Source organism: Mesorhizobium sp. M1A.F.Ca.IN.022.06.1.1, assembly GCF_003952605.1.
Lineage (GTDB): Bacteria > Pseudomonadota > Alphaproteobacteria > Rhizobiales > Rhizobiaceae > Mesorhizobium.
This window is the reverse complement of record NZ_CP034455.1, coordinates 3190931-3215391: the sequence shown is the minus strand read 5'-3', so window position 1 is coordinate 3215391 and position 24461 is coordinate 3190931. Positions and strand designations below refer to the sequence as shown.

22 protein-coding genes are annotated in these 24461 nt (G+C 64.7%); 10 read left to right on the top strand and 12 right to left on the bottom strand.

Annotated features, from left to right (window positions below):
• Nucleotides 1-35: 35 nt before the first annotated feature.
• Both EJ078_RS15260 and EJ078_RS15255 read right to left on the bottom strand, forming a co-directional pair.
• Nucleotides 36-221, bottom strand: a complete 186-nt coding sequence (locus tag EJ078_RS15260) for a hypothetical protein (RefSeq protein ID WP_127403648.1) — start codon at nt 219-221, stop codon at nt 36-38.
• A gap of 131 nt (nt 222-352) precedes the next feature.
• Nucleotides 353-985: an isoprenylcysteine carboxylmethyltransferase family protein gene (locus EJ078_RS15255; protein ID WP_095825125.1), complete on the bottom strand. Its 633-nt coding sequence runs from the start codon at nt 983-985 to the stop codon at nt 353-355.
• Nucleotides 986-1181: 196 nt separating this feature from the next.
• Here EJ078_RS15255 and EJ078_RS15250 point away from each other — a divergent pair, with 196 nt between their 5' ends.
• The 3 genes from EJ078_RS15250 to EJ078_RS15240 are packed head-to-tail and all read left to right on the top strand — an operon-like array spanning nt 1182 to nt 3680.
• Complete coding sequence (locus EJ078_RS15250; protein ID WP_127214473.1) at nt 1182-1859, top strand: winged helix-turn-helix domain-containing protein; 678 nt, start codon at nt 1182-1184, stop codon at nt 1857-1859.
• A 56-nt stretch (nt 1860-1915) separates the two neighbouring features.
• A complete protein-coding gene (locus EJ078_RS15245) occupies nt 1916-2296 on the top strand; it encodes a YkvA family protein (protein WP_095799568.1) in 381 nt (126 codons plus the stop codon).
• 4 nt (nt 2297-2300) lie between these two features.
• A complete protein-coding gene (locus EJ078_RS15240) occupies nt 2301-3680 on the top strand; it encodes an ATP-binding protein (protein WP_127214475.1) in 1380 nt (459 codons plus the stop codon).
• A 9-nt stretch (nt 3681-3689) separates the two neighbouring features.
• On the opposite strand, the gene EJ078_RS15235 is transcribed toward EJ078_RS15240, so the two are convergent.
• Nucleotides 3690-4556 (bottom strand): helix-turn-helix domain-containing protein, encoded by an 867-nt coding sequence (locus tag EJ078_RS15235; RefSeq protein WP_095781997.1) that lies wholly within the window; start codon nt 4554-4556, stop codon nt 3690-3692.
• Between the two features lie 106 nt (nt 4557-4662).
• Between EJ078_RS15235 and EJ078_RS15230 the strand changes: the two genes are divergently transcribed.
• The 5 genes from EJ078_RS15230 to EJ078_RS15210 all read left to right on the top strand — a co-directional run bounded on the left by EJ078_RS15230 (nt 4663) and on the right by EJ078_RS15210 (nt 11091).
• Nucleotides 4663-5931, top strand: a complete 1269-nt coding sequence (locus EJ078_RS15230) for an ABC transporter substrate-binding protein (RefSeq protein ID WP_127214477.1) — start codon at nt 4663-4665, stop codon at nt 5929-5931.
• A 285-nt stretch (nt 5932-6216) separates the two neighbouring features.
• Nucleotides 6217-7077 carry a sugar ABC transporter permease gene (locus EJ078_RS15225; protein ID WP_127214479.1) on the top strand — a complete coding sequence of 287 codons (861 nt, stop codon included), beginning with the start codon at nt 6217-6219 and terminating at the stop codon, nt 7075-7077.
• Complete coding sequence (locus EJ078_RS15220) at nt 7074-7910, top strand: carbohydrate ABC transporter permease (protein ID WP_127214481.1); 837 nt, start codon at nt 7074-7076, stop codon at nt 7908-7910. Before EJ078_RS15225 ends, EJ078_RS15220 begins: the two co-directional genes overlap by 4 nt.
• Nucleotides 7911-7922: 12 nt before the next feature.
• On the top strand, nt 7923-9008 hold the full coding sequence (gene ugpC / locus EJ078_RS15215) for a sn-glycerol-3-phosphate ABC transporter ATP-binding protein UgpC (RefSeq protein WP_127214483.1): 1086 nt from the start codon (nt 7923-7925) through the stop codon (nt 9006-9008).
• A 55-nt stretch (nt 9009-9063) separates the two neighbouring features.
• Nucleotides 9064-11091 (top strand): aldo/keto reductase, encoded by a 2028-nt coding sequence (locus EJ078_RS15210; protein ID WP_127214485.1) that lies wholly within the window; start codon nt 9064-9066, stop codon nt 11089-11091.
• A 170-nt stretch (nt 11092-11261) separates the two neighbouring features.
• On the opposite strand, the gene EJ078_RS15205 is transcribed toward EJ078_RS15210, so the two are convergent.
• The gene (locus EJ078_RS15205; protein ID WP_066991894.1) at nt 11262-11690 is read right to left on the bottom strand and encodes an Lrp/AsnC family transcriptional regulator; all 429 of its coding nucleotides are present in this window, start codon (nt 11688-11690) and stop codon (nt 11262-11264) included.
• A gap of 120 nt (nt 11691-11810) precedes the next feature.
• Between EJ078_RS15205 and EJ078_RS15200 the strand changes: the two genes are divergently transcribed.
• On the top strand, nt 11811-12914 hold the full coding sequence (locus EJ078_RS15200) for a saccharopine dehydrogenase family protein (RefSeq protein WP_127247386.1): 1104 nt from the start codon (nt 11811-11813) through the stop codon (nt 12912-12914).
• A gap of 171 nt (nt 12915-13085) precedes the next feature.
• On the opposite strand, the gene lpdA is transcribed toward EJ078_RS15200, so the two are convergent.
• From lpdA to EJ078_RS15180, 4 genes are all read right to left on the bottom strand, one after another.
• Nucleotides 13086-14483: a dihydrolipoyl dehydrogenase gene (lpdA, locus tag EJ078_RS15195; RefSeq protein WP_127217290.1), complete on the bottom strand. Its 1398-nt coding sequence runs from the start codon at nt 14481-14483 to the stop codon at nt 13086-13088.
• Nucleotides 14484-14759: 276 nt separating this feature from the next.
• Complete coding sequence (locus EJ078_RS15190) at nt 14760-16073, bottom strand: dihydrolipoamide acetyltransferase family protein (RefSeq protein WP_095825117.1); 1314 nt, start codon at nt 16071-16073, stop codon at nt 14760-14762.
• A gap of 12 nt (nt 16074-16085) precedes the next feature.
• Nucleotides 16086-17099, bottom strand: a complete 1014-nt coding sequence (locus EJ078_RS15185; protein ID WP_095799561.1) for an alpha-ketoacid dehydrogenase subunit beta — start codon at nt 17097-17099, stop codon at nt 16086-16088.
• 3 nt (nt 17100-17102) lie between these two features.
• Nucleotides 17103-18335 carry a 3-methyl-2-oxobutanoate dehydrogenase (2-methylpropanoyl-transferring) subunit alpha gene (locus EJ078_RS15180; protein WP_127240874.1) on the bottom strand — a complete coding sequence of 411 codons (1233 nt, stop codon included), beginning with the start codon at nt 18333-18335 and terminating at the stop codon, nt 17103-17105.
• Nucleotides 18336-18864: 529 nt separating this feature from the next.
• Here EJ078_RS15180 and holA point away from each other — a divergent pair.
• Nucleotides 18865-19908, top strand: a complete 1044-nt coding sequence (gene holA / locus EJ078_RS15175) for a DNA polymerase III subunit delta (RefSeq protein ID WP_127215705.1) — start codon at nt 18865-18867, stop codon at nt 19906-19908.
• Between the two features lie 184 nt (nt 19909-20092).
• On the opposite strand, the gene EJ078_RS15170 is transcribed toward holA, so the two are convergent.
• The 4 genes from EJ078_RS15170 to mnmG all read right to left on the bottom strand — a co-directional run bounded on the left by EJ078_RS15170 (nt 20093) and on the right by mnmG (nt 24375).
• Nucleotides 20093-20983, bottom strand: coding sequence for a ParB/RepB/Spo0J family partition protein (locus EJ078_RS15170; protein WP_127215706.1), 891 nt, complete (start codon nt 20981-20983; stop codon nt 20093-20095).
• Between the two features lie 64 nt (nt 20984-21047).
• Nucleotides 21048-21845: a ParA family protein gene (locus tag EJ078_RS15165; RefSeq protein WP_066991504.1), complete on the bottom strand. Its 798-nt coding sequence runs from the start codon at nt 21843-21845 to the stop codon at nt 21048-21050.
• A gap of 17 nt (nt 21846-21862) precedes the next feature.
• The gene (gene rsmG / locus EJ078_RS15160; protein ID WP_127215707.1) at nt 21863-22504 is read right to left on the bottom strand and encodes a 16S rRNA (guanine(527)-N(7))-methyltransferase RsmG; all 642 of its coding nucleotides are present in this window, start codon (nt 22502-22504) and stop codon (nt 21863-21865) included.
• Nucleotides 22501-24375: a tRNA uridine-5-carboxymethylaminomethyl(34) synthesis enzyme MnmG gene (mnmG, locus tag EJ078_RS15155; protein ID WP_127215708.1), complete on the bottom strand. Its 1875-nt coding sequence runs from the start codon at nt 24373-24375 to the stop codon at nt 22501-22503. Before mnmG ends, rsmG begins: the two co-directional genes overlap by 4 nt.
• Nucleotides 24376-24461: the final 86 nt, after the last annotated feature.

Sequence of the window (24461 nt, the reverse complement as noted above, 5' to 3'; positions counted from 1 at the left end):
GATGGGTGGCGCGGGCCAATTCGACGCGACGCGCTTTAGGCTCGGAGGGCGCGACTTTTCTTGCCGATCGCGCGTTTGACGAAAAGCTCGGCGTGCTCGGCCCACCGGATTTCCGTGACGTTGTTCTCGCGAACCGATCGCTTGAAAGCTTCCCGCAACGCGTCGAGTTCAAACACCGACAACCGTCCGAGCGTATCGTGTTTCGATGTGCGAATGTCCATCACGCAGCCCAACAGCCCAAGTCATAAAGAGGTATATGCTTCGCCAGCTCGGACTCAAGGCATTGCCCCTGACTTCTTTTGGGTGCAATCGCCGGGCTTTTTAGCTCGGGCAGCGAAACGCCCAATCGCAATCAGTAGATTGTGAACAAGGTCGGCAGCATGCCGATCATACGAAAATGCTCGACCGCCTCGATAAGCGGAAAGAAGGCCAGAAAATATAGACCGTCCCGGAACGTGCTTTTCAGCGCGCTGGTGGAAAAGACCCAGTGGTCCTCGTCGCGGTAGAGCATCGGATTCGGCCAGAAACGCGGCGTCCGCTCGGCATAGGCCGTGTAGGCGGCGCCGAACTTGCCGGACAGGAACTCGGCCTCCCGGCCGGCGGTGAACCGGAAGACGAGGAAGCTTGCAAGCCCAAGCATCGCCGCGGCCAGCACCGATCCGAACATCAGCCCGATACCCACCGCTCCGATGATCGAGAAGAAATAGAGCGGATTGCGGCTCATCGAGAACGGACCGGAGACGACCAGCTCGTCGTTCTTCCTGCCGCCGACATAAAGAATGCTCCACAGCCGGCCGAGAAAGCAGACGAGCACGAAGCCGAAGCCGGCCGTCTCCATCAGCTCGTGTCCGCTCGAGCCCTCGCTGAGGAACGGCTTGGCAAACAGCAGCAAGACGATGGCCGTCACTGCGGCGACCTGGACGACGATCAGACGCTTGTGCTGGTCGAAGGCCTTTGGCGCTGACTTGAGCGATGTGTAAGCCATTCGATTTGAGTCACTCCGGCCGGGCCAGCGCTCCCCTAACCTTTCTCGCGCCCGGCGGCGAGGTCTTCCCATTATTTTCGATCATTCTTACGAATTTGTAAGGACCCGGACAGGCCTGCGTAAGTCCGGCTTGTGGGAATGGGGCCTCGCCGATGCTACCGTGCCGCTTGAACTCGACACCGGACGATAGGCCAAGATGCGACTGCTGCTGGTTGAGGATGACCCAAGGACTGCCGACTACGTCGTCAGGGGACTGAGCGAGGCCGGGCACGCCTGCGATCTCCTGCGCAATGGCCACGAAGCGCTCGCCGCGGCAACCCGCAATGCCTATGACGTCATCGTGGCCGACCGTATGGTCCCCGGTCTCGACGGCCTGTCGATGATCAAGGCGGTGCGAGCGGCGGGCATCAAGACGCCGGCGATATTCCTGACCTCGATCGGCGGCGTCGACGACCGGGTGGAGGGGCTGGAGGCCGGCGGCGACGACTATCTGGTCAAGCCCTTCGCCTTTTCCGAACTGCTTGCCCGCATCAACGCGCTCGGCCGGAGGCCGGCGGCGCAGGAGCAGAAGACCAGCCTTCGCGTCGCCGACCTCGAAATGGACCTGATCATGCGGCGCGTGACCAGGCAGGGCCAGACCATCGACCTACAGCCCCGGGAGTTCAGCCTGCTCGAAGTGCTGATGCGCGGCGAGGGCCGGGTGATTACCCGCACCATGCTTCTGGAGCGCGTCTGGGACTTCCATTTCGACCCCAAGACCAGCGTCGTCGAGACCCATATCAGCCGGCTCAGGGCCAAGGTCGACAGGCCGTTCGACGTGCCGCTCATCCATACCGTGCGCAACACCGGCTACAGCCTGCACGCGCAGGGTTGACGATCCATGCCCGATCGCATCTCGCGCCTCCCGCCGGCTGTCCGTATATAAGCGACATGGCAATGCTGGACTCCACAAGGCAATGGGCGCTTCGCATGAAGCGCGACGTCGTGGCGCTCTGGCTTGCCGCCCGCGATCCACGCGTCCCCTGGTACGCGAAGGTCGTGGCCGGCGCGGTTGCGGCCTATGCGCTGAGCCCCGTCGACCTCATTCCGGATTTCATTCCGATCATCGGCTATCTGGACGATCTTGTGATCGTTCCGCTCGGCATCCTGCTTGCGGTAAAGCTGGTTCCGGCCGGGCTCATGCGGGAATTCCGCGACACCGCCACGCGCAGCACCAGACCGGTCAGCCTGACCGGTCTGATCTTCATGATTGCCGTCTGGATCGTGGCGGCCCTGGCCCTGCTATGGCTGTTCTGGCCGAGCCCCGCCTGAAACGATGAAGGAAGCACGCCCCAGCCTGCTGCGCAGCACGCCGTTCCGCCTGGCACTGACCTTTGCCTTCCTGTTCGTGCTCGCCTTCATCCTGTCCGGGGCGGTCGTCTATCAGCTGATGAGCGCCGAGCTGGCAAGGCGGCTCGATAAGTCCATCAAGGAGACCTATTCGGTCGTTGCCCTGACCTATGCAGCCAACGACAAGGAAGATCTTGTCGCCTCGGTCAACAACAACGCCGACCTCAGCCCCGACAAGGACCAGCTTTTGTCGCTGACCGATCCCGCCGGCAACCGTCTGGCAGGCAATTTCACCGCCTCCGGCCTGCCCGACGGTTTCTCGATGTTCGCCGCCAGATTGCCGGGTGTGCCGCCCGACACGATGTACCGCGCCTATACCGGCGAGGTCGGCGGCAACAATCTGACGGTCGCCTTCTCGCTTGCCGAGACAGACGAGCTGAAGACCATCGTGCTGATGAGCTTCGGCTGGGGCACGCTGTTCATCACCGGGCTCGCCATTGCCGGCGGCGCCCTGCTCGCCTCGCGCGTCCAGCGGCGGCTCGACGGCATTGCCGCCACCATGGTCGACGTCTCGCACGGGCGGCTCGACACGCGCATCCCGTTGACCGGCAATGGCGACGACATCGACGCCGTGTCCACCCAGGTGAACGCAGCGCTCGACCGCTTGTCGGGCCTGGTCGACGGCATGCGGGAGGTGAGCGCCAATATCGCGCACGACCTGAAGACGCCGCTCAACCGCCTGCAGATGATCCTGGAGCAGGCCGCCGACAAGACCGCCTCCGGCGAGGACGTTTCGGCCGAGCTGGCCGATGCGCGCAACGAAAGCCGGCAGATCAACGACACCTTCGATGCGCTGCTGCGCATCGCCCAGATCGAGGCCGGCGCGCGCAAGGCGCGCTTCGTCGATCTCAACGTCGGCAGTGTCGTCGACACCATCGGCGAGGTCTATGCCGACGTCGCCGAGGACGACGGAAAATCGTTGTCGACGACGCTCGTTCCGGAGACGAAATGGTACGTCCACGGGGACCGCGACCTGCTGATGCAGATGCTCGCCAACCTTGTCGAGAACGCGCTCAGGCATTGTCCGCCGGGCACAGCGATCGAGCTGTCGGTGACAACGCAGGGCGAGCGCGTCCTCGTCCATGTCCGCGACGATGGGCCGGGCATTCCGGCCGGCGAGCGTGAAAAGGTCTTTCAGCGGCTCTACCGGCTGGATTCCAGCCGCACGACGCCAGGTAGCGGCCTCGGCTTGAGCCTCGTCAAGGCGGTCGCAGACCTGCATGGCGCGTCAATCACGCTGGAGGACAATCATCCAGGGCTCGCCGTCATCGTCGACTTCCCCGCGGTGAGGGAGCCCGCCGCGTGACGGCGGGCTTCAGCGCACGCCCGCCCTGCGGAAATCGGAGGGCGACATGCCGGCAAGCTTGCGGAACGACTTGTTGAAGGCGCTGAGCGAGCCGAAGCCCGAGTCCATGGCGACCTTCAGCACATTGGCGCCCTCATGCATCAAAAGCGCCTGGGCATAGCTCAGCCGCAGCAGATTGACATATTCGTTGAGCGTCATGCCGGTCGATTTCTTGAACAGGCTCATGGCGTATTTCGGATGGATGTCGGCCGCCGCCGCGATGTTCACGCAGTCGATGTCGTAGAGGAAATTCTCGGCGATGAAATCGCACATGCGCCCGACATTGCGCGAGGACTGCTGGTCGAAGGCGCTGCCGGCCCCGTGTCCGGACGCTGTTGCCGGCACCAGCCGGTACGGCTCGAAGCGCACCCGCTCCAACCGCAAGAGCAGCTCGTTGACGGCGTGTTCGGCCTTGGCCGCATCGCCCGAGCGCGCATACTCGTTCCAGCGCTTGAAATTGTCGTTGTCGGACTGGTCGGTGGCATTCGTCACCAGCGTCGCGCCCGTCATCAGCCGGTGCCGGACATCGGCCGGCAGATGCAGCCTGAAGAAATGCACCAGCGGCAGATGCGCGCCGGCATAGATCGCGTCATCGGTGAGATCATCCATCTGGTGCGGCAGCCCGCCCCAGAACAGGCACATGTCGCCGGCCGAGAGCGCGATCTCATGCTCGGCCATGCGGTAGTGCACGCTGCCGCGCACGATGAAGTTGACCTCGACCTGGGCGTGCCAATGCGGCTTCAGCATCACCAACGGCTGGTTGTGGAACATCTGCAAGGCCAGCGGCAGACCTTCGACGCTGCTCGCGCCTGGCTGGTAGAACGGACGCTCCGGCATCTTACTTTCCGCCAATTTCTTATTCCCTTTGTCGGGGACAAGCCTTCCGCGCCGCATAATCTAGCCAGGCTCACGGTGAGAGAGCAAACGAAATGGGAGGATTTCAATGCGCACCACACTGACCTGCGCCGCGCTTTTGCTTGCCCTGGGCTCCGGCCCCGCTTTGGCGCAATCCGGCGAACTCACGATCTGGAGCTGGAACATCGCCGCTTCGTCGCTGAAGGCCACCGTCGAGGGCTTCAACAAGAAGTACCCCGACATCAAGGTCACCGTTCAGGACCTCGGCAACCAGCCGACCTATGACAAGTCGATCGCCGGCTGCGCCGCCGGTGGTGTCGGCCTGCCCGACATCGTCTCGATCGAGAACGGCGAGGCCGAGAACTATTGGAGCCAGTTCCCGGACTGCTTCGTCGACCTGCACACGCTGGGCTACAGCGCGGAAGACCAGAAGAAATTCCCCGATTTCAAGCGCACCGAGCTCGAGGTTGGCGACAAGGCCTATGCCATGCCCTGGGATTCCGGCCCGGTCGCCGTCTTCTACCGCCGCGACTTCTACGAGAAGGCCGGCGTCGACCCCGCATCGATCAAGACCTGGGATGATTTCATCGCCGCCGGCAAGAAGATCCAGGCCGCCAACCCCGGCGTCACAATGACCAACGCCGACTTCAACGGCGATACCGAATTCTTCCGCATGATCTCCAACGAGCAGGGCTGCGCCTATTTCGCCGAGGACGGCCAGTCGATCACGGTCAACCAGCCGAAATGCGTCGACGCCATGACCAAGGTCAAGGAAATGAAGGACGCCGGCATCGTTTCTTCCGCCGACTGGTCGACCAAGATCACCAACAACACCGCCGGCACGGTCGCCACCCAGGTCTATGGCGGCTGGTATGAGGGCACGATCCGCACCGAATCGCCGAAGGAAAGCGGCAAATGGGGCGTCTACCTGATGCCGAGCCTGACCGCCGACGGCCCGCGCGCCGCCAATCTCGGCGGCTCCTCTTTGGCCATCACCTCGGCCAGCAAGAACAAGGAAGCGGCCTATGCCTATCTGAAATACACGCTGGAGACCAATGAAGGCCAGATCACCATGCTGAAGGATTTCGGCCTGGTGCCGTCGCTGATTTCCGCGCTCGACGATCCTTACGTCGCGCAGGGCCAGCCCTATTGGGGCGGCCAGGCGGTCTGGAAGGATATCCTCGCCACTCTGCCGAAGGTCGTGCCGAGCCGCGGCACGCAGTTCCAGAGCGATGCAGAGATCATCGTGCGGGCCGTGCAGACCAAGTATCTTGCCGGCGGCTATCCCGATGCCAAGGCCGCGCTCGACGACGCCGCCAGCCAGATCGCCTCTGCGACCGGCCTGCCGGTTAAGTGAGCGTCGCTTTTCCTTCTCCCCTTGTGGGAGAAGGTGGATTGGCGCGTAGCGCCAAGACGGATGAGACGGATGAGACGGATGAGGGGTGTTGGACGGATTGCCGTCGTTGCCAAGCTGGAACACCCCTCATCCGGCCGCTTCGCGGCCACCTTCTCCCACAAGGGGCGAAGGCAAGACAGGGCAGCGCCTGCATCGACCATTGGCACTGCTCCAGCAATTGAACACATGATCAACACCGCGCCCGCTAGGAAGGCGCGACCCAAAACTGGAAGGAGGAGGAACACGATGCGCTACCGCAACGCCACCGCGTATCGCTTCCTCACGCCTTATCTCCTGATCTTCGCCATCTTCTGGATCTGGCCGATCATCAGCTCCTTCCTGATCTCCTTCCAGGCGACCCGCACCGTGCCGTGGCGCTTCGCGCCGACCTTCAACTGGGGCCGCCTGATCGGCGACCCCGCCTTCTTCAACGCGCTGAAGAACACGCTGCTTATCCTCGTCATCCAGGTTCCGGTGATGATCTCGCTGGCGGTCGTGATGGCGGTGCTTTTGAATTCGCCGCTGCTCAAGGCGCGCGGCCTCTACCGCTTTGCGTTCTTCGCCCCCGTCGTGGTCGGCGAGGTCGCCTATTCGGCGGTGTTCCGGCTGATGTTCAGCCTCGATTTCGGCATCGTCAACAAGCTCTTGAGCAGCGTCGGCCTGGAGAAGATCGACTGGTTCTCCAACGTCACGCCGGCCATGGCACTGATCATGATCGCGGTGACCTGGCGCTGGGCCGGCTACAACGCCATCATCATTCTTGCCGGCCTGCAATCCATTCCCGATGACGTCTACGAGGCCGCCACGCTCGACCGCGTCAGCAAGGTGAAGCAGTTCTTTTACATCACCCTGCCGCTGTTGAAGCCGGTCATCGTCTTTTGCGCCGTGCTGTCGATCATCGGCACCATGCAGCTCTTCACCGAGCCCTTCCTGATCACCGAACGCGGCGGGCCGGGCGGCGGCACTGAAACCCTTGGCCTCCTGCTTTACCGCCAGGGCTTCCGCTCGCTCAATTTCGGCTATGCCTCGGCGATCGCCTACACCATGGCGGGCCTCGCCATCGCCATCACTTTGGTGCAGCTCTGGCTGACGAGGGAGCCGAAATGACCTCGCGCTCGCAAAGGCGGCTCGGACGCAGCATCCTGCTGCATCTCGTCCTGACGCCGCTGGCGCTGATCTGGCTGTTCCCGCTGTGGATGATGGTGGTGTTCTCCACCATGCCCGACAACGGCATCTTCAGTCCCGGCATCGAGCTTCTGCCGCATGACCGTTTCCTCGACAATTTCAACAATCTGCAGCGCGACACCAATTTCGTCGGCGCGATCGGCATCTCGGTCTCGGTGGCTGTGACCTACACTTTTCTCTCGGTGCTGCTCACCTCGATGGCCGGCTGGGCGCTGGCGCGCTACGACTTCCTCGGCAAGGGCGTGGTGGTGGCGATCATCTTCGGCACCATCACACTTCCCTACGCCGTGGTGCTGATCCCGCAATTCATCATGGTTGCGCGCGACTTCCAGCTCGCCAACACCTGGATCGCGCTGATCGTGCCGCCGCTGTTCAATTCGCTCGGCGTGCTCTTCATGCGCCAGGCCTTTTCGATGATGCCGGCCGAGCTGTTCGACGCGGCGAGGGTCGAAGGCGTGAAGGAATGGCGCATCTTTCTGTTCGTGGCGCTGCCTTTGGCGCGGCCGATGCTGGCGGCCCTCGCCATCATTCTCTTCCTCGCCTCGTGGAATAACTATCTCTGGCCGCTTTTGATCAACAGCCAGCCCGGCGCGATGACGGCGCCGGTGGCGCTCGGCACCCTGATCGGCCTGACCAAGGTGTCCTGGGGCGGCATCATGGCCGGCGCCGTCATGCTGACCGTGCCGATGCTGATCGTCTTCGTGCTGCTGCAGCGCCATTTCATCGCCGGCATCGCCGCCGGCGCGGTCAAATAGGATAGGAACGAGATGGCGGCCGTCACCCTCACCAATGTCGTCAAGCGTTTCGGCACCTTCGAGGTCGTCCATGGCGCCAATATCGACATTACCGATGGCGAGTTCGTCGTCTTCGTCGGCCCGTCGGGATGCGGCAAGTCCACGCTTCTTCGCATGGTCGCCGGGCTGGAGGACATCAGCGGCGGCGAGATCGCCATCGGCGGCAAGGTGGTCAACGATGTCGAGCCGGCCGACCGCGGCATCGCCATGGTGTTCCAGTCTTACGCGCTCTATCCGCACATGACGGTGGAGCAGAATTTGAGCTTCGGCCTGCGCATGAACGGCAATCCGAAGGCCGACACCGAACGGCGGGTCAAGCGCGCCGCCGAAATCCTTTGCATAGACGAGCTGATGCAGCGCCGGCCGAAGCAATTGTCCGGCGGCCAGCGCCAGCGCGTCGCCATCGGCCGCGCGATCGTGCGCGAGCCGCAGGTGTTCCTGTTCGACGAGCCACTTTCGAATCTCGACGCCGAGCTGCGAGTGCAGATGCGGGTCGAGATCTCGCGCCTGCACAAGGAGCTCGGCGTCACCATGATCTATGTGACGCACGACCAGACCGAGGCGATGACGCTGGCCGACCGCATCGTCGTGCTCAAGGCCGGCAATGTCGAGCAGATCGGCGCCCCGCTCGACCTTTACGACGATCCGGCCAACCGCTTCGTCGCCGGTTTCATCGGTTCCCCGAAGATGAATTTCATCGCGGCGAAGGTCGTCGATTTGTCCAACAGCGCCGCGACCGTCGAGCTCGTCAATCATGGCGGCGCCAGGCTGCGCAAGCCGCTCTGCGGCCCCTTGCCGGCGCCCGGCGCGGAAGTCGTGCTCGGCGTCAGGCCGGAGCATTTCTTCGAGGCCGGCGAGGGCGACTGCGACATTCCGGTCAAGGCCGACGTCGCCGAGCATCTGGGCTCGGTCAGCTATGTCTACGCCGATGCCGGGCCGGAGGAGCTGATCATCGAGCGCGAGGCCAGGCGCCAGCGCGCCGGCAGCGACCACTTCACCGTCTCGATCAAGGCCGAGCGCTCGCTGCTCTTCGACAAGACAGGCGCCAGGATTCGCTGACTTTCCTTTCTGCCCGATCGCGAAGGCGTGGCGGCGACCGCATGGAGAATTCGACATGACATCCGGAAAAATTCGCTGGGGCATTCTCGGACCCGGCAGCATCGCCAAATCCTTTGCCGGCGGCCTGGCACAGTCGCGCACCGGCGAGCTGGTCGCGCTCGGCGCTCGCAATCCCGGCAAGCCGGGCCTTGCCGAGACGTTTCCGGGCGCGCGCATCCTTGACGGCTATGACGCGCTGCTTGCCGACGAGGACGTCGATGCGGTCTATATTTCGATCCCGCATCCAGGCCATGCCGAATGGGCGATCAAGGCGGCAGAAGCCGGCAAGCATGTGCTGTGCGAAAAGCCGCTGGCGCTCACCGCCTTCGAGGCCGACGCCATGATGCATGCGGCGCGAATAGCGGGCACCTTCCTGGGCGAAGCGTTCATGTACCGGTTGCATCCGCAGACGCTGCAGCTCGTCGAGCTGATCAAATCGGGCGCCATCGGCGAGGTCCGCACGATCAAGTCGAGCTTCGGCTTCGCCATGCCGGGCTTCATGCCGGAGCACCGGCTCTACGCCAACGAGCTGGCCGGCGGCGGCATCCTCGACGTCGGCGGCTACCCGGTCTCGATGGCGCGGCTGATTGCCGGCGCCGCGGCGGGAAAGCCTTTCCTCGAGCCGGACAAGGTCGTCGGTGCGGCCCATCTCGGCCAGTCCGGCGTCGATGAATGGGCCTCGGCGCTGCTCCATTTCCCCGGCGGCATCGTCGCCGAGGTCTCGTGCAGCATCTCGCTTAACCAGGACAATGTCCTGCGCATTTTCGGCACCAACGGCCAAATCGAGGTGCCGGACTTCTGGTTCGCCGGTGGCAACCGCGATGTCGGACCGGGCCGGATCGAGGTGATCCGGTCCGGCGGCACGCGCGAGGTGATCAGTGTCAACGAGACCCGCCACCTCTATTCCTTCGAGGTTGACGCCGCCGGCGAGGCGATCCTGGCCGGCCGCCAGGAATTCGCCTGGCCGGGCATGGGCTGGGCCGACAGCCTGGGCACGCTGCGCGTTCTCGACAAATGGCGCGCCGCCGTCGGGCTGGAGTACGAGATCGAAAAGCCGGCTAAGCGCGTCAACACCATCTCCGGCCGGCCGCTGCGCGCCAACGGCACCGCCATCGGCAAACGCGCGATTCCCGGCCTGCCGAAGCCCGTCTCGCGGCTGGCGCTCGGCTTCGAGGATTTCCGCACCTTCTCCTCGGGCTCGATCCTGCTCGACGCCTATTTCGAAGCCGGCGGCAACCTGTTCGACACCGGCTTCGTCTATGGCGCCGGCTACACCGAGACGCTGCTCGGGCAATGGCTGAGCAATCGCGGCGTGCGCCAGCAGTCGGTCATCATCGCCAAGGGCGCGCACACGCCGCTCTGCTATCCCGATGTGATCGGCAAGCAGCTTGCCCAGTCGCTCGACCGGCTGCGGACCGACCATGTCGACATCTATTTCATGCATCGCGACAATCCGGACGTGCCGGTCGGCGAGTTCGTCGATGCCATGGACCGCGAGGTCAAGGCCGGCCGCATCCGCGGCCTGTTCGGCGGCTCCAACTGGACGATGGAGCGTATGGACGCGGCGATCGCCTATGCCGAACGCACCGGCAAGCAGAAGCCGGGCGCGCTTTCCAACAATTTTTCGCTGGCCGAGATGCTGGAGCCGATCTGGGCCGGCTGCATCACCTCTTCCACCGACGATTGGAAAGCTTGGCTGACGGCGCGGCAGATGCCCAACTTCGCCTGGTCGAGCCAGGGCCGTGGCTTCTTCACCGACCGCGCCGGCCGCGACCGCACCGACAATGAAGAGCTGGTGCGGGTCTGGTATTCGGAAAAGAACTTCGGCCGCCGCGACCGCGCCATCGAACTTGCAAGCAGGCTCGGCAAAAGCCCGATCCATGTCGCGCTCGCCTATGTCCTGGCGCAGCCTTTCCCGTCCGTTCCGCTGATCGGCCCGCGCACGCTGGATGAGCTGGAGGACAGCCTCAAGGCGCTGGATATTGCGCTGTCGCCGGACGATCTGGAGTGGCTGGACAACGGGCCGGAGAGACGGAGGGCGTAGCGCCAATCTCCCCCTCGAGGGGGAGATGGCCGCAAAGCGGCCAGAGGGGGTCGGTCCGACTGGGCTCGGCCTGCTGCCGGCAGATGGAGTTGGCGCTCCACGCGAGGCGACCTCCTCTGGCCTGCCGGCCATCTCCCTCACTTGGGGGGAGATTGGCAGTTTCGCTGCCCTCACCGATCAACCCGCGTCGACAAGATGATCGACGACGACGTCCGCTCTACTCCCTCCATTGCCCCGATCTGATCGAGCAGCGCGTCGAGATCGCGGATCGACGGCGCGTCGACGATGACGATCATGTCGAAATTGCCGCTCACCGAATGCACCGTCCGGACCGGCGGCATCGCCTCCAGGCTACGCACCACCTTGTCGGCGAGTTTCGGCGTGACGGTGAGCAGCACATGCGCCTTGACCAGACCCTGCTCATAGTCGGGCGACAGCCTGACGCCGTAGCCGGCGATGATGCCGCGCTGCTCCAGCCGCTCGATCCGGCTCTGCACCGTGGTGCGCGACACGCCGAGCTTTCTCGCCAGCTCGGCGGTGGAGGCGCGCGCGTTGGCGCGCAGCAGCGTCAGCAGGGCCTGTTCAGCTTCACTGATCATTTCGACGAAACCCTTCGGCAAATTGCGCTATGTTCAGCTTCACTTTGCCAGATTCCGAGCTTCCTTTCGACAGGCAAGCTGCGATGATTCCTGCCAATTCGAACTGGCAGGGGTATCGTCATGAAAAACATTGTTGTCGTCGGCGCCGGCAAGATCGGCTCGACCATCGCTGAAATGCTTACCACCACGGGAGACTACCGCGTCACGGTGGTCGACCGCTCGGCGGCCCAGCTCGCCGCAGCCGAATTGCCGGCCGGCGTCGAGAGCAAGGAGCTCGACATCGCCGTGCCCGGCGCGCTTGAGGCAGCGCTTGCCGGCAAATTCGCCGTGCTGAGCGCCGCGCCCTTCCACCTCACCACCCGCATCGCCGAGGCTGCGGCGAAGGCGGGCGTGCATTATCTCGACCTCACCGAGGACGTCGCCAGCACCCGTCGGGTCAAGGAGCTGGCGCGCGAGGGCAAGAGCGCCTTCATCCCGCAATGCGGCCTGGCGCCGGGCTTCATTTCGATCGTCGCCAACGATCTGGCCAGCCGCTTCGACACGCTGGAAAGCGTGCGCATGCGCGTCGGCGCGCTGCCGCAATATCCGTCGAACGCTTTGAACTACAACCTCACCTGGAGCACCGACGGCGTCATCAACGAATATTGCGAGCCTTGCGAGGCGATCGTCGAGGGCGAGCTGGTCGAGGTGCCCCCGCTGGAGGAGCGCGAGGAATTCTCGCTCGACGGCGTCACCTACGAGGCCTTCAACACCTCCGGCGGACTCGGCACTCTGGCCGAGACGCTGAAAGGCAAGGTGCGGACGCTGAACTACCGCACCATCCGCTATCCCGGTCATGCCGCCATCATGAAGGCGCTGCTCAACGACCTCGGGCTGCGCCACCGCCGCGACGTGCTGAAGGACATTTTCGAGAGCGCCCTACCGGCGACGCTGCAGGATGTCGTCATCGTCTTCGTCACCGTCTCGGGCCGCCGCAACGGCCGCCTGCTGCAGGAGACCTACGCCAACAAGATCTATTCGCACCGCGTCGGCAACGTCGTGCGCAGCGCCATCCAGATCACCACCGCCTCCGGCATCTGCGCCGTGCTCGACATGCTGGCCGACGGCACGCTGCCGGCGAAAGGTTTCGTCCGGCAGGAAGACATCGCGCTCGACGCATTTCTGGCCAACCGCTTCGGCCGCGCCTACGCCCAGCACGAGACGGCGAGCCGCCTGGCGGGCTGAGCTTTGTGATCTCCCCCTTGAGGGGGAGATGTCGCCAAAGGCGACAGAGGGGGGTCCTCTCAACCAGTGCAGCGCATGTGAAAGCCAAAGACGGAAGTCGGCGCTTCACGCGCGGCGACCCCCTCTGGCCTGCCGGCCATCTCCCCCTCAAGGGGGGAGATCCCGCTCCCTCTAAACATGCAGCGCGTGCCCGAGCGCCTTCAGCGCCGCTTCCTGGAAGCCCTCGCCCTGGGTCGGATGCGCATGAATGGTGCCTGCTATATCCTCCAGCCGCGCGCCCATTTCGAGCGCAAGGCCAAAGGCCGCGGCCAATTCCGAAACGCCCTGCCCGACCGCCTGGATGCCCAGCACCAGATGGTTGTCCGCGCGGGCGACGATGCGCACGAACCCGTCCTCGCCTTGCCTGGTCATGGCGCGGCCGTTGGCTGCGAACGGAAAATGTCCGATCTTGATCTCGCCGGCGAGCGCCTTCGCCTCGTCCGGCGACAGGCCGGCGGTGACCAGCTCGGGATCGGTGAAGCAGATCGCCGGGATCGCGCGCTTGTCCCAGCCTCGTTTGTGGCCGGCGACGATCTCGGCCACCATCTCGCCCTGCGCCATCGCCCGGTGCGCCAGCATCGGCTCTCCGGTGACATCGCCGATAGCGTAGATGCCCCGCATCGAGGTGCGGCACTGGTCGTCGATGCGGATGAATCTTCCGACCATATCGAGGTCGATCTGCTCCAGCCCCCAGCCCTCGGTGAGCGGCTTGCGCCCCACCGTCACCAGGACCCTGTCGGCGGCGATCTTGGCGTTCTTGCCATCTGCCGTCTCGACCAGCAGCGCATCGCCCTTGGTCGACAGCCCCTTGGCCTTTGCACCCAGCATCACCTCGATGCCGAGCTCGCCGAGCCGCTTCAGCACCGGCCGCGTCAGCTCGGCATCATATTGCGCAAGCACGCGCGGCAGGGCTTCGACCACGGCGACCTTGGCGCCCATCTTGGCGAAGGCCATGCCGAGCTCGAGCCCGATATAGCCGCCGCCGACGACGGCGAGCTTGTCCGGCACCTCGCTCAGCGCCAGCGCTTCGGTCGACGAGATGACCGGGCCGCCGAAGGGCAGGAACGGCAGTTCGGCCGGCACCGAGCCGCTGGCGATCACCACCGCCTCGGCGCGGATCACCTGGCTTCCCGTCTCGGTCTCGACCTCGACGGTCTTGCCGTCGCAGAACGTCGCCCAGCCCTGCACTGTCTTGACCTTGGCTTTCTTCAGCAGCCCAGCGACGCCGCTGTTTAGCCGGCTAACGATACCGTCCTTCCATGCGACCGTCTTGGTCAGGTCGAGCGTCGGCGGGGCGACCGCGATGCCGAGCGGCCCCTTGCCGCCGGCCATGTGCGCGACCTTCTCGAACTCTTCCGCCGCGTGAATGAGCGCCTTGGACGGGATGCAGCCGACATTGAGGCAGGTGCCGCCCGGCTTGCCGAACTCGACGATCACCGTGTCGACGCCGAGTTGCCCGGCGCGGATGGCGCAGACATAGCCGCCCGGACCGGCGCCGATGACGAGCAGCTTGCAGGAGATCTCTTTCATGGGCTTCTCGTTGCTGAGCACGGGGATTTTGGCAGAGGGTTAGGGCCTGGCGAACGCAGACCGTGGCGATTGGTCGATATCCGTGGAATCTCGTCATCCTGGGGCGGAGCAAGGAGCGTAGCGACGCGCGTAGACCCCAGGATCCATGCCGTGACGTGAAGGCGTTGCAACGGTCCAGAATTCTGGTCCGCCGCGCCCTTCGGGCGAGGTCGCGGCATGGATCCTCGGGTCAAGCCCGAGGATGACGAGGGGGCAACGTCGTCCGTATCCATACGACTATTCCACGAAGATCAGCGCCGGCGTCTCAAGCAACGCCTTGATCCGCTGCACGAAAACCGCGGCGTCCCAGCCGTCGATGACGCGATGGTCGAAGCTGGACGACAGATTCATAATCTTGCGCGGAAGGAACTGCGCGCCGTCCCATACCGGCCGCACCATGATCTTGTTGACGCCGACGATCGCCACTTCCGGATAATTGATGACCGGCGTGGTCGCCACGCCGCCCATCGCCCCGAGCGAGGTGATGGTGATGGTCGAGCCGGAAAGCTCATCGCGCGTCGCCGTGCCGGACTTGGCCGCGTCGGCAAGCCGGTTGATCTCGGCGGCGCTTTCCCAGAGGTCGCGCGCCTCGGCATGCTTGACCACCGGCACGACGAGCCCGGTCGGCGTCTGGGCGGCGATGCCGACATGGATGCCCGCGTGTTGGTGAATAACGCCGGCCTCGTCGTCGAACAGCGCGTTGAGGTTCGGCTGATCGGCGATCGCCTTGACCATTGCCCGCATCAGGAACGGCAGCAGCGTCAGCTTCGGCCGGTCTTGCCGCTTCTCTTTGTTGAGCGCCGCGCGCAGTTCTTCCAGCGCCGTGACGTCGATCTCCTCGACATAGGTGATATGGGGAATGTGCGACTTTGCGAGCGCCATCTTCTCGGCGATCTTGCGCCGCAGCCCGACGACCTTGATGTCCTCGATGCCTTCCTTGCGGGCAAGGCCGGTGGCGCGGGCAAGCTGCGGGCCGCGCGCCAGGAAGGCCTCGATGTCCTCATGGCTGATGCGCCCGGCCGGACCGCTGCCTGCAACCTGGCGCAGATCGATGCCGGCTTCCTTGGCGCGCAGTCGGACGGCAGGAGAAGCCAGCGGCTTTTCGCCTTCCGCGCGCGGCGCGCCGATGACGGACGCCGGGCGCCCAGCCTTCGGTGCCGCGACGGAAGGCTGGGCCGGGATCTGTGCCGGTTTCGGCGCCGCTTTCGAGGCGTCCGACAGCGGTTGGGACTTTGCCTCCACGGGCTCGGCCGGCGCTTCTGCCTTCGGCGCGGCCTTGGCACCGCTGCCTGCTTTCACGTTGCCTTCGCCGGCGATTTTGAGCCGCACGATCGGCGAGCCGATCGCCACCGTGTCGCCGATCTCGGCGCCGAGCCAGAGGATCTCGCCATCGACCGGCGAGGGGATCTCGACGGTCGCCTTGTCGGTCATGACGGCCGCCAGCACCGCATCCTCGCGCACCAGGTCGCCGATCTTGACATGCCATTCGACAAGCTCGGCCTCGGCGACGCCTTCGCCGACATCGGGAAGCTTGATGACATATTCGCCCATCGTCCGGCCCCCTCAGGCTTCCATGGTCTCGACGAGCGCGCGCCCGACCCGCGCGGGGCCGGGGAAATACTCCCACTCCTGCGCATGCGGATAGGGCGTGTCCCAGCCGGCGACCCGCGCCACTGGCGCCTCCAGATGGTAGAAGCAGTTCTCCTGCACCAGCGCCGCGAGCTCGGCGCCGAAGCCGGAGGTCAGCGTCGCCTCATGCACGACGACGCAGCGCCCGGTCTTCTTCACCGAGGTGACGATCGTGTCGAGGTCGAGCGGCAGGAGCGTCCTGAGGTCGATGATTTCGGCATCGATGCCGGTTTCCGCGGCCGCGGCCTGCGCGACATAGACCATGGTGCCGTAGGCGAGCACGGTGACCGCCGAGCCTTGCCGGCGGATCGCCGCCTTGCCGAGCGGTACGGTGTAATGGCCATCCGCCACCTCGCCGAGCTCGTGCTTCGACCAAGGCGTCACCGGGTTGTCGTGATGGCCGTCGAAGGGGCCGTTGTAGAGCCGCTTCGGTTCCAGGAAGATGACCGGGTCCGGATCCTCGATCGCGGCGATCAATAGCCCCTTGGCGTCATGCGGATTGGACGGCACCACTGTCTTGAGGCCGGAGACATGCGTGAACAGCGCTTCCGGGCTCTGGCTGTGCGTCTGGCCGCCGAAGATGCCACCGCCGGTCGGCATCCTGACGACGATCGGGCAGGTGAAATCGTTGTTGGAGCGATAGCGCAGCCGCGCCGCCTCCGAGACGATCTGGTCGTAAGCCGGATAGACATAGTCGGCGAACTGCACCTCGACGCAGGGCCTCAGCCCATAGGCGGCCATGCCGATCGCCGAGCCGACAATGCCGGATTCGCTGATCGGCGCATCGAAGCAGCGGTTCTTGCCGTATTTGGCCTGCAGGCCCTGCGTGCAGCGGAACACGCCGCCGAAGAAGCCGACATCCTCGCCATAGACGATGACGCGCTCGTCTCGCGCCATCGAGACATCCATGGCGTCGCGGATCGCCTCGATCATGGTGCGTCTGGGCATCGATCAGACCCCCGCCTGCTGGCGTTGACGCCTGAGATGCGGCGGTGTTTCGGCATAGACGCCCTCGAACATGTCGCGCGTCGACGGCTTGCCGCCGGCATGCAGCGTGCCGTGGCTTTCGGCTTCCTTCTGCGCCGCGATCACGGTTTCGAGGATCTCGGCTTCCGCCTGGATGTGGCGCTGTTCCGTCCAGACTTGCTTGTGGATGAGATGGTTCTTCAGCCGGATGATCGGGTCGCCGAGCGGCCAGGCGTCCGATTCCGCCTTCGGCCGGTAGGCCGACGGATCGTCCGAGCTCGAATGCGCGCCGACGCGATAGGTGACATATTCGACCAGTGTCGGCCCGAGATTGCGACGCGCCCGCTCGATCGCCCATTTGGCTACCGCATGGACGGCGAGATAGTCGTTGCCGTCGACGCGCAGCGACGGGATGCCGAAGCCGAGACCGCGCGCGGCGAAAGTGCCGGAGCCGCCGCGGGCAATGCCCTGGAAGGTGGAGATGGCCCACTGGTTGTTGACGACATTGAGCACGACCGGCGCCTTGTAGGTCGAGGCGAAGACCAGCGCCGCATGGAAATCGGATTCCGCGGTCGAGCCGTCGCCGATCCAGGCCGCGGCGATGCGGGAATCGTTGGAGATCGCCGAGGCCATCGCCCAGCCGACCGCCTGAATGTACTGCGTCGCCAGATTGCCGGAGATCGAGAAGAAGCCGTGCTCCTTCGAGGAGTACATGATCGGCAGCTGCCGGCCCTTCAGCGGATCGGCCTCGTTGGAATAGATCTGGTTCATCATCGCAACCATCGGATAGCCGTCGGCGATGAGCAGGCCAGCCTGCCGATAGGTCGGGAAATTCATGTCGCCAGGCTTGAGTGCCTTGCGGAAGGCGCAGCTCACCGCCTCTTCGCCCAGATGCTGCATGTAGAAAGAGGTCTTGCCCTGGCGCTGCGCCATCTGCATGCGCGCATCGAAGGTCCTGAGCGCCATCATATGGCGCAGGCCTTCGAGCAGTTCCTCGTCGGTGAGCAGCCCGGCCCATGGCCCGACCGCTTCGCCGGCGCGGTTAAGCACGCGGATGATGGAGAAGGCCATGTCGCGGATGGTGCGCGGATCGACATCGACCTCCGGCCGCGGCACCGAACCGGCCTTGGGAATTGTCACATTCGAGAAGTCGGGCGTGCCGCCGGGCCGAACCTCGGGCTCGGGAACATGAAAGCGCAACATTCCAGCATCGGCCATGACCTTCGTCCTCCAATGTTGCCGGTGCGATACTTGCACATCCGCGCCGCCATTTCATCGGGCGAGATGGCGGCCGTCCCCCCGGTCATCAGCCTCGTCGAGCCGATGCGGCACATGGCCGATAAGATGCAGATATGGCGCCGAAATTTCTTGTCGATGTTTGCAAGCGTCGCGCAATTTGGCGGAAGTTTGCGGAGCGTTTGCCGCCACAAAAGACAATCAAGGCATGCGCGCCGGCCGACGCAGCTAATCTCTACCGTCGTGGGGGAGATGCTCGGCAGGGCAGAGGGGCGTGACAGACTCTGCTTCAGGATCGTCATTCCAGGGCGGAGCAAGGAGCGGAGCGACGCGCGCAGACCCTGGAATCTATGCCGCGACGTCAACGCGTTGCGGCGGTTAGAGAATATTCTGCACCCTGGCGCTCCCCGGCAAAAGTCACGGCATGGATCCTCGGGTCAAGCCCGAGGATGAAGAGAGGCCGGCCGCTTCTCCGTTCACTCCGTCTCCGCCTCATGCTAACTCACCCCGCATGGCACAGAAGAAGGGATACGAGGTCGATTCGTGGCTGGCGCGGCCGGACCCGGCCATGGCCATCGTCCTGCTTTACGGCCCCGATCGTGGCCTGGTCGCCGAGCGGGCCAAGACCTTCGCGTTGAAGACCGGGCTGCCGCTCGACGACCCTTTCTCAGTGGTCAAGCTGGATGGCGCGGAAGTCGATCGCGACGAAGGCCGTCTGCTCGACGAGGCGCGCACCGTGCCGATGTTTTCCGACCGGCGGCTGCTTTGGGTCCGCAACGCCAGCGGCCAGAAGGCGCTGGCCGACGACATCAAGGCGCTGACGGCGGAGCCGGCGCCGGATGCTCTCATCCTCATCGAGGCGGGCGACCTGAAGAAGGGCACTGGCCTGCGGGCCATCGTCGAGGCAGCCGGGAACGCCATCGCCTTGCCCTGCTATGCCGACGAGGCCCGCGATCTCGACACGGTGATCGACGACGAGCTGCGCAAGGCCGGCATGTCGATGACGCTCGACGCCCGCCAGGCGCTGCGCCGCAATCTCGGCGGCGACCGTCTGGCCTCGCGCGGCGAGATCGACAAGCTGGTGCTCTACGCCCATGGCAAGAAGGAGATCGACCTCGACGACGTCAACGCCTTGTCCGGCGATGTCTCCGGCGCCTCCTTCGACGGTGCGGTCGACGCGATGCTCGACGGCAAGGTCGGAGATTTCGACATTGCCTTCACCCGGCATTGTGCGTCCGGCGGCCATCCCTTCCTGGTGCTGTCCTCGGCGATGCGGCAATTGCAGGCGATCCAGGTCATGCGCGGCCAGATGGAATCCGGCGGCCGCAATGCCGCCTCGGTCGTGGCGGGAGCGCGCCCGCCGGTCTTCTTCTCGCGCCGCAAGCTGGTGGAAAAGACGCTCGAGCGCTGGAACAGCGAAGCCCTCGGCCGCGCGCTGAACCGGCTGCAGACGGCTGTGCTGCAGACGCGCAAGCGGCCCGACCTGTCGAAGGCGCTGGCCCGTCAGGCGCTGCTCGGCATCGCGGTGGAAAGCGCGAGATTGGCGCAGAGGTAGGCGATCAGCCAACCTCCCCCTGTGAGGCGATTGGCCGGCGCCTTCGGCTATCGCGGGCGCCGCAAAAAAGAAGAGGCCGGCGCAGCGGCCGGCCCCCTTGTTGTGCCTATCACCAATATATCAGCCGAGATCTAAACTTAATCGAGAACTTTATTAGTCGGCTAATTTCATGTAAATCAGCAATTTATCGGTCGTCCTTCAGCCGCCGGCACAACTCATCGAGCTGATCCAGCGACCGGTAGTCGACCCGCAGCGTGCCGCCCTTGGCCTTATGCTCGATCGAGACAATCATGCCGATCGTGTCGGTCATCAGCTTTTCCAAGGCCAGCGTGTCGGGATCCTTTTCCGGCGCGCTCGGCGCGGACCTTACTTTGGCGGGTGTCGGTCCCGCGGGCATTTGCGCCAACGCCTCGGCCTGGCGCACCGAAAGCCCCTCCTCGACGATGCGCTTGGCGAGCCCCGCCGGATCGCCGGCTGTGACCAGCGTGCGGGCATGGCCGGCCGACAACGCGCCGTCGACCAGCATGTCGCGGATGACGTCAGGCAGCTTCAGGAGCCTCAGCGTGTTGGCGACATGACTGCGGCTCTTGCCGATCACCTGGCCGAGATCGGCCTGCGTGTAGCCATGCTCGTCGATCAGCTGCTGATAGCCCTGCGCTTCTTCGACCGGATTGAGATCGGCGCGCTGCACGTTCTCGATGATTGCGAGCTCCAGCGCGGTGCGGTCGTTGACGTCGCGCACGATGAGCGGGATTTCGGTCAGCCCTGCGCGCTGCGCGGCGCGCCAGCGCCGCTCGCCGGCGATGATCTCGTAGCGGCCGGGCTGCGACGGCGAGGGCCGCGCCACCACCGGCTGCACCACGCCATGCTCTCGGATCGACTGGGCGAGGTCGGTGAGTTCGGCGTCGCCGAAATGCCGGCGCGGGTTCTTCGGGTTCGGACTGACGAACTCGATCGGCACCTTGCCATCCGCCGCGACCGCGCTCGGCTTTTCGGGCGCGACGGGACGATCGATCTCGCCGATCAGCGCCGCGAGGCCGCGGCCCAGTCTTTTTCTCGATTGGTCTTCGCTCATTATTCCGTCCAGATCGTTTTGGAGTCGAATCGGCTACTGATTAGTGAAATTCGGCCTGCGCTATTCAGGCGGCGCGCAGCTTGCGCTCGCGGCGGATCACTTCCGAGGCAAGCTGCAGATAGGCCTGGCTGCCGGAACATTTGAGGTCGTAAAGGATTGCCGGCTTGCCGTAGGAAGGCGCCTCGGAAACGCGAACGTTGCGCGGGATGATCGTCTCATAGACCTTGTCGCCCATATGCGCGCGCACATCCTGCACCACCTGGTTGGCGAGGTTGTTGCGGCCATCGAACATGGTGAGCACGATGCCTTGGATGGTGAGGTCAGGATTGATCGTGCCGCGCACCTGCTCGACCGTTTCGAGCAATTGGCTAAGGCCTTCCAACGCGAAGAACTCGCATTGCAGCGGCACCAGAACGGAATCGGCCGCCGCCATTGAATTCAAAGTCAAAAGATTGAGCGACGGCGGGCAGTCGATCAGCACATAGCCGAACGGCGCCGCGCGCGCGGCTGCCGCACGCAGCGCATTGCGCAGGCGCAGCACCCGGTCTGGCGCCGAGGCGATCTCCATTTCGATGCCGAGCAGATCGAGGGTTGAGGGCACGATGGACAAGCCCGGCACCGCCGTCGGCACCGCGGCCGCCTCCAGCTCGAGCTCGCCGGTCAGCACGTCATAGGACGAGACGGTGCGATCCTTGCGTTCGATGCCGAGCCCGGTGCTGGCATTGCCCTGCGGATCGAGGTCGACGATCAGCACGCGCTCCCCGATCGCGGCCAGCGCCGTCGCCAGATTGATCGCCGTGGTCGTCTTGCCGACGCCACCCTTCTGGTTGGCAACGGTGATGATACGCGGTCCAGTTTTCATGGGTCGATGCCAGTGATTCATTGCGGGGTCGCCGGGTGCAGATCGGTGATTTCCAGAATGACGCCATGAGCGTCTGTCATGCTTGGATGTTCTACCAGATCGAAGGTCCAGCGGTGAGCGCTTTCTTCCACTTCGGCCCGGTAATCCCGGCCTTTGTGAAAAAGCGAACGCGCGCCCTTGGTCAGCCAGGGTGCGGCAAGATCGAGCAGGTCCGGAAGCGCCGTCAATGCCCGCGCGGTAACGACTTCCGGTGCAGAAACAAGTGGATAGCTGTCATCGATGCGTCGCGCCAGCACGCGCGCCGGTAGGCCGAATTGGCCGACGACCGATTGCAGGAACGACGCCTTCTTGCGGTTGCTTTCAACCAGATCGATCGTGGCGCCCGGCCGCTCTGCAAGCAGAAAACCGAGTACCAATCCGGGAAAGCCGCCGCCCGAGCCGAGGTCGACCCAGCGCATTGCGGTCGGCGCGATTCGCGCAAGCTGGGCGCTGTCCAGGATGTGGCGGCGCCAGACGTTGTCTAGCGTCGATGGCGCCGCCAGATTGATGCTGCGGTTCCATTTTTGAAAATGCCGCTCGAAGGCCTGCAGCCGCTCGAATGTTTCACGTGAAACCGGACCCGCTGCCTTCTGCAGGTCCGCCCAGGCATCGCCACTCACGCGACCGACCTTCGTGCAGCCAGCTCGGCATTGCGAACATGCGCGACAATGATCGCCAGAGCCGCTGGCGTCATCCCTTCCATGCGCTGCGCGTCGGCAATCGAGCGCGGCCGGCGTGCCTTCATCTTCTGCTTCAGCTCATTGGAAAGGCCTGGCACGTCCGCGAAGTCGATGGTCTCCGGAATGAGCCGCGATTCCTCGTGCCTGATCTGCGCCACGTCAGCCTGTTGGCGCTCGAGATAGACGGAATATTTCGCCTCGGTCTCAAGCCGCTCTGCCGTGTTGGGGTCGAGTTCGCCAAACCGTGGCTCGATCCGCGTCAGCCAGGCCATGTCGACGCCGGGATAGGCGAGAAGGTCGTAGGCCGAACGCCGAACGCCGTCCCGGTTGATCTCCAGTCCATGCCGCGCGGCTTCATTCGGCGTGAAGGCGATCGACTTTGCCAGCGCGCGGGCAGCGTCGAGCTTCACACTGACCGCGCCGAAACGTTGCATCCGCTCGGAGGAGACGATCCCCAAGCGGTCGGCCAGCGGCGTCAGCCGCTCGTCGGCATTGTCGGCGCGCAGCGAAAGCCGGAACTCCGCCCGCGAAGTGAACATGCGATAGGGTTCGGCGATGCCGCGGCTGGTGAGGTCGTCGATCATCACGCCGACATAGGCTTCGGTGCGGCTGAGCACGACTGACTCGCTTGACGATGCCCTGCGCGCGGCGTTGATGCCGGCAAGCAGGCCCTGCGCGCCGGCTTCCTCGTAGCCGGTGGTGCCGTTGATCTGCCCCGCCAAAAAAAGCCCGGCGACGCGTTTCGTCTCCAGCGTCGGCTTGAGCTCGCGCGGGTCGACATGGTCATATTCGATGGCGTATCCCGGCTGCAGCATCGTCGCCCGTTCCAGCCCGGGAATCGTCTTCAACATGTCGAGCTGCACCTCTTCCGGCAGCGAGGTCGAGATGCCGTTCGGATAGACGGTGTCGTCGTCGAGGCCCTCCGGCTCGAGGAAGATCTGGTGACCCTCGCGGTCGCCGAACTTGACGATCTTGTCCTCGATCGAGGGACAGTAGCGCGGCCCAACGCCTTCGATCGAGCCAGAATACATCGCCGAACGCTTCAAATTGAGGCGAATCAACTCATGTGTCGCCTGCGTAGTGCGTGTGATACCGCAGTTGATCTGCGGGTTCGCGATGCGGTCTGTCATCAGCGAGAACGGCACCGGCTGATCGTCTGCGGCCTGGCCTTCCAGCGAGGCCCAATCGATGGTGCGGCCGTCGAGGCGAGGGGGCGTCCCGGTCTTCAGCCGCCCGAGCTTGAAACCGGCCCGCGCCATCGTCGCCGAGAGCCCATGGCTCGCCTGCTCGTTCATCCGGCCGGCGACGATCTTCCTCTCTCCTATATGGATCAGCCCGCGCAGGAACGTGCCGGTCGTCAGCACCACGGCGCCGCAGGCGAGCCGCCTGTCACCGGAGACCAGCACGGCCGCAACCCGACCGTCCTCGATCTCGAGGTCCAGGACTTCGCCTTCCACCACGTCGAGATTGGCCTGCTCGCGGATCGCCGCCTGCATGGCAAGACGATAGAGCTTGCGGTCGGCCTGGGTCCGCGGCCCACGCACCGCCGGGCCCTTGCGGCGGTTCAGCAGGCGGAATTGGATGCCTGCAGCGTCCGCAATGCGGCCCATCAACCCGTCCATGGCGTCGATCTCGCGCACGAGATGACCCTTGCCGAGGCCACCGATGGCCGGGTTGCAGGACATGACGCCGATCGTCTCGAAGCGCAGCGTCACCAGCGCCGTCCTGGCGCCAGCGCGCGCAGCCGCGCCCGCCGCTTCGCATCCGGCATGGCCGCCGCCCACCACCACCACGTCATAGTGATTGGTCATTGCAAGAATCCGTTTCAGAGATGCTTTGACACATGTCCCCGCCAGCCTCCGCTGTCAAGGATGCAGTCCGTTGCGGAGGTGATCGC

Excerpts from the sequence above, each read along its gene's own strand:
- EJ078_RS15260 (WP_127403648.1), bottom strand. The coding sequence starts at position 221 with ATGGACATTCGCACATCGAAACACGATACGCTCGGACGGTTGTCGGTG.
- EJ078_RS15255 (WP_095825125.1), bottom strand. The coding sequence starts at position 985 with ATGGCTTACACATCGCTCAAGTCAGCGCCAAAGGCCTTCGACCAGCAC.
- EJ078_RS15250 (WP_127214473.1), top strand. The coding sequence starts at position 1,182 with ATGCGACTGCTGCTGGTTGAGGATGACCCAAGGACTGCCGACTACGTC.
- EJ078_RS15245 (WP_095799568.1), top strand. The coding sequence starts at position 1,916 with ATGGCAATGCTGGACTCCACAAGGCAATGGGCGCTTCGCATGAAGCGC.
- EJ078_RS15240 (WP_127214475.1), top strand. The coding sequence starts at position 2,301 with ATGAAGGAAGCACGCCCCAGCCTGCTGCGCAGCACGCCGTTCCGCCTG.
- EJ078_RS15235 (WP_095781997.1), bottom strand. The coding sequence starts at position 4,556 with ATGCCGGAGCGTCCGTTCTACCAGCCAGGCGCGAGCAGCGTCGAAGGT.
- EJ078_RS15230 (WP_127214477.1), top strand. The coding sequence starts at position 4,663 with ATGCGCACCACACTGACCTGCGCCGCGCTTTTGCTTGCCCTGGGCTCC.
- EJ078_RS15225 (WP_127214479.1), top strand. The coding sequence starts at position 6,217 with ATGCGCTACCGCAACGCCACCGCGTATCGCTTCCTCACGCCTTATCTC.
- EJ078_RS15220 (WP_127214481.1), top strand. The coding sequence starts at position 7,074 with ATGACCTCGCGCTCGCAAAGGCGGCTCGGACGCAGCATCCTGCTGCAT.
- ugpC (WP_127214483.1), top strand. The coding sequence starts at position 7,923 with ATGGCGGCCGTCACCCTCACCAATGTCGTCAAGCGTTTCGGCACCTTC.
- EJ078_RS15210 (WP_127214485.1), top strand. The coding sequence starts at position 9,064 with ATGACATCCGGAAAAATTCGCTGGGGCATTCTCGGACCCGGCAGCATC.
- EJ078_RS15205 (WP_066991894.1), bottom strand. The coding sequence starts at position 11,690 with ATGATCAGTGAAGCTGAACAGGCCCTGCTGACGCTGCTGCGCGCCAAC.
- EJ078_RS15200 (WP_127247386.1), top strand. The coding sequence starts at position 11,811 with ATGAAAAACATTGTTGTCGTCGGCGCCGGCAAGATCGGCTCGACCATC.
- lpdA (WP_127217290.1), bottom strand. The coding sequence starts at position 14,483 with ATGAAAGAGATCTCCTGCAAGCTGCTCGTCATCGGCGCCGGTCCGGGC.
- EJ078_RS15190 (WP_095825117.1), bottom strand. The coding sequence starts at position 16,073 with ATGGGCGAATATGTCATCAAGCTTCCCGATGTCGGCGAAGGCGTCGCC.
- EJ078_RS15185 (WP_095799561.1), bottom strand. The coding sequence starts at position 17,099 with ATGCCCAGACGCACCATGATCGAGGCGATCCGCGACGCCATGGATGTC.
- EJ078_RS15180 (WP_127240874.1), bottom strand. The coding sequence starts at position 18,335 with ATGGCCGATGCTGGAATGTTGCGCTTTCATGTTCCCGAGCCCGAGGTT.
- holA (WP_127215705.1), top strand. The coding sequence starts at position 18,865 with ATGGCACAGAAGAAGGGATACGAGGTCGATTCGTGGCTGGCGCGGCCG.
- EJ078_RS15170 (WP_127215706.1), bottom strand. The coding sequence starts at position 20,983 with ATGAGCGAAGACCAATCGAGAAAAAGACTGGGCCGCGGCCTCGCGGCG.
- EJ078_RS15165 (WP_066991504.1), bottom strand. The coding sequence starts at position 21,845 with ATGAAAACTGGACCGCGTATCATCACCGTTGCCAACCAGAAGGGTGGC.
- mnmG (WP_127215708.1), bottom strand. The coding sequence starts at position 24,375 with ATGACCAATCACTATGACGTGGTGGTGGTGGGCGGCGGCCATGCCGGA.